The sequence below is a fragment of the Streptomyces sp. NPDC059455 genome, from assembly GCF_042750115.1.
Lineage (GTDB): Bacteria > Actinomycetota > Actinomycetes > Streptomycetales > Streptomycetaceae > Streptomyces > Streptomyces endocoffeicus.
Genome location: NZ_JBHYVB010000122.1, coordinates 29,136 through 35,246 on the forward strand (window position 1 = coordinate 29,136; position 6,111 = coordinate 35,246).

A 6,111-nucleotide genomic window follows, 5' to 3' on the forward strand; every position below is an offset into this window, starting at 1 on the left:
CGGGCGACCTCCCCGCGGCCGGCCACTGGCATGTGCTGAAACAGCTGGACGTGCTCAGCGGCTACCCCTGCGTCGCCCGCCGCCTCGCCGACCGCATGCTGCGGCTGCACGCCTGGTTCCACGAGGTGGATACCGGCGCGACGCTCGAACACCGCCCACAGGCCAACGCCTTCCTCCCTCTGTGAACAGCCGACCTACCCAAGGACAGCCGGACAAGGTGACCACAATGCCCGCCAACACAGCCCCCACCTACGACGAACGCCTCACCGCTCCCCGCTCCTGGCGGCTAATCGCCGCGCTCTTCGGCCTCGCCATAGCACTGATCTTCCTGCCGTTCGGCGGGGTGGCGGCACTGATCGCGCTGGCTGCAGGGACCCTTCTGGCGTGGCTCTACGTCAGCAACCAGGGCTCGGTGCGCATCCGCGTCATAGCCGACTCACTCGTCATCGGAGACGCCCGTATCCCGCTACGCGTCCTGGGAGACGCACACGTTCTCGAAGGCGACGAAGCACGCGCCTGGCGCACGTACAAGGCGGACCTCCGCGCCTTCATGGTGATGCGCAGCTACATCCCCACCGCCCTGCGTATCGAGATACTCGATCCCGACGACCCCACCCCCTACGTGTACGTGTCCACTCGTGCGCCGGAGCAGCTTGCCCGAGTACTCAGGGAGGCCGCTGGCTGAGACCACGATAGCGACGACGCTGGAGAACCGCCCGGATGCCGAACGCGGCCCCGGCCCACCCGGTGTATAGGGCAAGTGCCGCCACGGCCCAGCCGGTCACCGGTCCGTCTCCTGCGCCGAGCCGCAACAGGCGCATCCCGGCCGGCATCCGCAGCCACCCTCAGCCTGAAGCAGGGGAACGCCCGCGGTGGTGGGTGGAGCGGCGCAGCAGCCCTCCCCGCGCCAGGCGTCCCGGCCTTCCTTGACCGCGACCGCCGCGATGACGAGGGCCGCGATGGGGTCGGCCCAGGACCAGCCGAGGGTGGCGTTGGCGACGAGGCCTACCAGGAGTACGGCGGAGAGGTAGGTGCACAGCAGGGTCTGCTTGGAGTCGGCGACTGCGGAGGCGGAACCGAGTTCGTGTCCGGCGCGACGCTGAGCGGCTGACAGGAAAGGCATGATCGCCAGCGACAGGGCAGCGATAACGATGCCGGGGATCGAGCGGTCGGCTTCCGCGGTCCCGGCCAGCGAGCGGACCGCGTCGATGCTCACATACGCGGCGAGGGCGAAGAAGGAGACGGCGATGATCCGCAGCGCGGTCTTCTCGCGCGCCTCGCGCACCGCGTGGCCGTGGGCGGAGAACTGCCAGGCGACCGCGGCGGCGGAGGAGACCTCGATGACCGAGTCCAGGCCGAAACCGACCAGCGCGGTGGAGGAGGCGACCGTCCCGGCGGTGATCGCGACGATGGCCTCGATGACGTTGTAGGTGATCGTCGCGGTGACCAGCAGTCGGATGCGACGGGTGAGCGCGTCGCGGCGAGCCGGAGATGGCCCGAGGGATATCGCGGTCATCAGCAGCAGCCCTCAGTCTCCGCGTCCGGGCAACTCCGATCGGCCGCGACCGCCACCACGGCCGCCCGCAGGTCGTCCAGCGCGTGCCCGAGCCGCTCGTCGGCCAACTCGTACCGGATACGGCGCCCGACCGGCACGGTGACGACCAACCCGCAGTCACGCAGACAGGCCAGATGATTGGACAGCCGCGTACGGGAGATGCCGAGCTTATCGGCGAGGTCGGAGGGGTGAGCCGGCCCCTCGCGTAGCACCAGCAACAGTCGGCAACGGATCGGATCGGCGAGCGCGCGGCCGAAGCGGGCCAGCACCTCGATGTCGGGGGCGACGGTCAGCACACGCTCCATGGTACATGGTAACCTGAATTCAGGAAGTCATGAATCCTTGAGCCGCTTCGGCCTGACAGCCACCGAGTCCGCTCGCCCGGCATACCCGCGCCCGTCCGCGACCGGCACCCGTCAGCCTGCGCTTGGCGCAAGTACTCTTACACCCGCCCGGAATTCGGCCGCGCCGTCAGCATGTGCTCACCCTCGGTCGCGGGCCGGCGGGCGGTGAGGACGAGCCGGTGGACCGCCGGGCCCCACACGCGGGTAAAGGCCGGGTCGGTGAGCGGAATCGACTCCACCGAGGCCGTGAACGCCACGGCATCCCAGCCCAGGATCAGCCCACGCCCGGCCGACGGGCTGACGACGGCCCGGCCGCCCCCGGCCGCGAGGGCCACCTCCCCGCCGGCCAGGAGGTGCAGCGCCAGTGAGCCGGGCGGGGCGGAGCAGCCCCAGGCGTCGCCGATCTCAATGCGCTCGTCGTCGTCCACGTCGCGTACGAGCCGGAACGTACGCTGCCAGCGAGTCAGCCCTGCTTCGGGCGGGTAGGCCGCGGCGAGGTCACACGTCAGCTCGTCAGTGGTGCCGTCGCGGCGGTGGGCGACCGCGGCCGCCCGGAAGCCCGGCCCCGGCGGCTGGCCGAGGCCGTTGACGATCGGCACATTGTGATACTCGCTGGTCATCGACCAGATTCCATAACGCTCCGGGCTGAACGTCTCCTTGCGGTACGTGCCGACCCCGGCGTCGATCAGCAGCGGCCGGGCGTCGAGGGCGACGATGAAGGTGCCGACATCGTGGTGTGGCTCTCGTCGTTGTGGCCGCCCTTCACCGCGAGCGGCAGCCCGCGCTCCGTGCCCGCCGCGGCGCGGGCGACCAGGACCTGGGTGTCGGGCAGCCAGCCGCGTACGGGCAGCGGGAAGGGGGCGGGCCCGGCCGCCTGCCAGTCGGCTTCGAAGAGGGCATCGGAGATACGGCGCGGGTCGAACGGTCCGCCGGTCTCCGGGATCGCGGCATCGGCGGCGCCGCGCAGCGCCCGGGCGTGTACGGACACCTCCGGCTGATCGGTGCGGCGGCCGTACCGGTGCGGCACCGCCGCCCCCATGCGCCGTCACCAAGATGATCAACGGGTCGACCGGCATCGGCCCCACCGTACCGATCCCGCCAAAGGTCTGACCGAGCTGCCGTATGCGGAGGAGACCTGATGCCCTCCCCCTACGGCCTTCGACCGCCCGCGTCCCCAAGGAACCCTTTGTGGCAGTGCCACTCAACCCTCGTCGGCTCCCTCGCCAACGGCCCGGTTGAACTGGGCACCCGCCACCACGAAGGACACTCCGGCTGGCGCATCGACCAGTTGGACGCACACATACGGACATGGCTGCGGCACAGTGTCCCCCGCACCGTGTTGCTGCTGATCGGCACGAACGACATGAACCAGAACTACGACACCGCGCAGGCACCGGCGCGCCTGGCCCGGCTGATCGACCACATCCGGGAGGCCCGGCCGGCCTGTGAGGTGTTCGTCGCCACGGTTCCGCCGCAGTCCGATCCCCCACGGGAGCGGCGAGTCAGGGCCTGCAACGCGGCCCTTCCCGAGGTGGTCGCCGCAATGGGCCGGCGGGTGCGTCTCGTGAACACGTACGACGCGTTGACCACCGCCGACCTCGCCGACGGCCTCCACCCCAGCCAGGCGGGTCACGAGAAGATGGCCCGTGTGTGGCACGGCGCTCTTCGTTCCGTACCCGCCGCGCTCATGCCGGAAGTGTCGAACCGGGAAGCGGTGCGGCCCTGTTCATCTGTCGGTTACCGCCACGCGCAGAGGCGCCCGGAATGACAGCAGTCCGAGCATCGGCGGTCCCTCCGCGCCCTCCACCAGGCGCGCCTTCGGCAGTCCGCGAGCCGCTGCCCGCAGGGCCACTGCCGCCTCCGTTCGCGCCAGCGACGCACCCGGGCAGCGGTGGCGACCGGTGCCGAAGGCCAGATGGTGGCGGATGTTCGCCCGGTGTGGACACATCCGTTCCGGATCGGTGAAGATCTCCGGGTCCGAACCGCTGCCCATGAGCATCAACAGCAGCTGTGCTCCTGCGGGCAGTTCCACGCCGCCCAGTTCCACCGGTCGCGCTACGACCCTGCGCCACGTGGTCACCGGTGGCTCGCGCCGCAGCACCTCCTCCACCCAGGCCCCGGCCCCTTCCCTCTCCTGTGCCGCCCGCGGCCACAGTCCGGGCTCGGTGAGCGCTCGGCGCAGCACGGTGGCGATGAGCTGTCCGGTGGTCGACTGGCCGGCGATGAAGACGAAGAAGCAGACAGCGACCGCGGTCTGGGGGTCCAGCGGGGCTCCGTCGGGCAGACGGTGCCGGGCGAGTGCTCCGAGGAAGGAGTCGGCGGTGGCCTTGCCGGTGCGCACGGTCATGGTCAGCCATTGGTGGAACTCACCGGCCTGTTCCGCCAGTTCGAGCTGTCGGTCCGGGGTGTGCCTGCCCCAGAAGAGCTCCAGTGAGGCGTCGCTCCAGCGGATCAGCGTGGCCGGGTCGACGTCGTGGATGTCCAGCAGCTCCATCAGTACCCGGCAGGGAAGGAGCTGGGCGAAGGAGGTGAACAGGTCGTATTCGCCGTCGGCGTCGATCCGTGCCCGCGCCGTGTCCAGTAGCTCCCCGGCCAGGCGCTCGATCACCGGTACGGCGGCCGCGACGCGCCGTGCGTTGAAGAACCGGGTGGTGACCCGGCGCAGGCCGGGGTGGCTGTCGGTGCCGTTGTTGGCGAGCGCGGGCGGGAGCTGGAAGCCGGCCCGGGCGAGCACCCGCAGTACGGCCACGGGCAGCGGGGTGACCGCGTGCTGGGCGTTGTCCGGTCGGAAGGTGGCGGGGTCGAGCAGAACTCGGCGGATGTCCCGGTGGCGGCTGACCAGCCACAGACCGGTGCCCGCGTCGTGGTGCACAGGCGCCTGGGAGCGCAGCAGGTCCAACCAGGGGTAGGGGTCCCGGACGAAGCCGTCTCCGAACAGGTCCAGACCGTCCAGCGGACCGCCCGCGCCGGGCGGTAGGGGCCCTGCCACCCCGCTGCCGGGTCCGCCGTCGCGGACCTCCGTACCAGGTGCGGGGGTATCCAGAGCCGGTATGCGCACGGACGGACGCTAACACGTGGCCGCGCCGCCACCGCCGTCCTGTGCGCGGCATCACTCGGACAGGCGGCGGCCACCCCGTGCGACCACACCGGCCCCCTCCCCCACCCGCCGACCGGCCACCAGGCGCGTGTCAGAGTACCGATCATGGCCCAGCACCCCGTCCAGCCGACCACACCCGCCCTGGCCTCGGGCGACCGGTCCATCCCCGCACCGGAGGCCACCGCGTCTTCCGCGAGCCGGACCGATCCACACCACGCCCGCCCAGGACAAGCCGCCCCCGCCCCGGCGGCGGTCTTCGACTGGATCGACCGGCGCACCGAGTTGCGCCGCCGCGCCGGGCTGACCCGTCACCCGCGCCCACGACCGGCCGACGAGCCCGTACTGGATCTGGCGGGCAACGACTATCTGGGCCTGGTCCGCCACCCGCGAGTGGTGCGGGCGGCCACGGAAGCGGTGGCGCGCTGGGGTGGCGGTGCCACCGGTTCACGCCTGGTGACGGGCACCACGCAGCTGCACCAGGAACTCGAGGAGGAACTCGCGGCCTTCTGCGGCTTCGAGGCCGCGCTGGTCTTCTCCTCCGGATACACGGCCAACCTGGCCGCCCTCACGGCTCTGACGGGGCCGGGCACGCTCATCGTCTTCGATGCCTACAACCACGCCTCCCTGGTCGACGGCTGCCGACTGTCGCGCGCGAAGGTCACGCAGGTGCCACACCGCGAGCCGGGCGCGGTGCGTACCGCGCTCACCGAGCACGGCGGGGGTCGTGCCCTGGTGGTGACCGACTCGGTCTTCTCGGTGGACGGCGACGCCGCGCCGCTGACGGAGCTGGCACAGGCATGCCGTGCGCATGGCGCCGCGCTGCTGGTGGATGACGCGCACGGCCTCGGGGTTGTCGGCGACGGGGGCAGCGGTGCGCTGTCCGCCGCCGATCTGGCCGGTTCCCCGGACGTGGTGGCCACCGTGACGCTGTCGAAGTCGCTGGGGTCTCAGGGCGGGGCGGTGCTGGGCCCCCGCCGGGTCATCCGGCACCTCGCGGAGACGGCCCGCACCTTCATCTTCGACACCGGGCTCGCCCCGGCGAGCGTGGGCGCGGCCCTGGGCGCGCTGCGGCTGTTGCGCGAGGAGCCGGAGCGCGCCGCACGAGCCCGGGAGGT

Annotated in this window: 8 protein-coding genes and 1 pseudogene; 4 read left to right on the forward strand and 5 right to left on the reverse strand. The window is 71.7% G+C overall.

Annotated features, from left to right (window positions below; all coding sequences use genetic code 11):
- Nucleotides 1–185, forward strand: a pseudogene (locus ACFXB5_RS34075) (carbonic anhydrase); the annotation flags it as partial.
- Between the two features lie 41 nt (nucleotides 186–226).
- A complete protein-coding gene (locus tag ACFXB5_RS34080; protein WP_385215274.1) occupies nucleotides 227–685 on the forward strand; it encodes a DUF3093 domain-containing protein in 459 nt (152 codons plus the stop codon).
- 96 nt (nucleotides 686–781) lie between these two features.
- On the opposite strand, the gene ACFXB5_RS34085 is transcribed toward ACFXB5_RS34080, so the two are convergent.
- The 4 genes from ACFXB5_RS34085 to ACFXB5_RS34100 form a co-directional block, all read right to left on the reverse strand.
- The gene (locus ACFXB5_RS34085; protein ID WP_385215277.1) at nucleotides 782–1,516 is read right to left on the reverse strand and encodes a cation transporter; all 735 of its coding nucleotides are present in this window, start codon (nucleotides 1,514–1,516) and stop codon (nucleotides 782–784) included.
- Complete coding sequence (locus tag ACFXB5_RS34090; protein WP_385215280.1) at nucleotides 1,516–1,851, reverse strand: ArsR/SmtB family transcription factor; 336 nt, start codon at nucleotides 1,849–1,851, stop codon at nucleotides 1,516–1,518. Before ACFXB5_RS34090 ends, ACFXB5_RS34085 begins: the two co-directional genes overlap by 1 nt.
- A 146-nt stretch (nucleotides 1,852–1,997) precedes the next feature.
- A complete protein-coding gene (locus tag ACFXB5_RS34095) occupies nucleotides 1,998–2,519 on the reverse strand; it encodes a hypothetical protein (protein ID WP_385215283.1) in 522 nt (173 codons plus the stop codon).
- 65 nt (nucleotides 2,520–2,584) lie between these two features.
- Nucleotides 2,585–2,938 carry a hypothetical protein gene (locus ACFXB5_RS34100; RefSeq protein WP_385215286.1) on the reverse strand — a complete coding sequence of 118 codons (354 nt, stop codon included), beginning with the start codon at nucleotides 2,936–2,938 and terminating at the stop codon, nucleotides 2,585–2,587.
- 99 nt (nucleotides 2,939–3,037) lie between these two features.
- Between ACFXB5_RS34100 and ACFXB5_RS34105 the strand changes: the two genes are divergently transcribed.
- The gene (locus tag ACFXB5_RS34105) at nucleotides 3,038–3,667 is read left to right on the forward strand and encodes an SGNH/GDSL hydrolase family protein (protein WP_385215289.1); all 630 of its coding nucleotides are present in this window, start codon (nucleotides 3,038–3,040) and stop codon (nucleotides 3,665–3,667) included.
- Here ACFXB5_RS34105 and ACFXB5_RS34110 read toward each other — a convergent pair.
- A complete protein-coding gene (locus tag ACFXB5_RS34110; protein ID WP_385215292.1) occupies nucleotides 3,626–4,957 on the reverse strand; it encodes a cytochrome P450 in 1,332 nt (443 codons plus the stop codon). The two genes, ACFXB5_RS34105 and ACFXB5_RS34110, sit on opposite strands and share 42 nt — an antisense overlap.
- 144 nt (nucleotides 4,958–5,101) lie before the next feature.
- On the opposite strand from ACFXB5_RS34110, the gene ACFXB5_RS34115 reads away from it, so the two are divergent.
- The coding region (locus ACFXB5_RS34115) for an 8-amino-7-oxononanoate synthase (RefSeq protein ID WP_385215295.1) at nucleotides 5,102–6,111 on the forward strand (1,010 nt) is incomplete at its 3' end.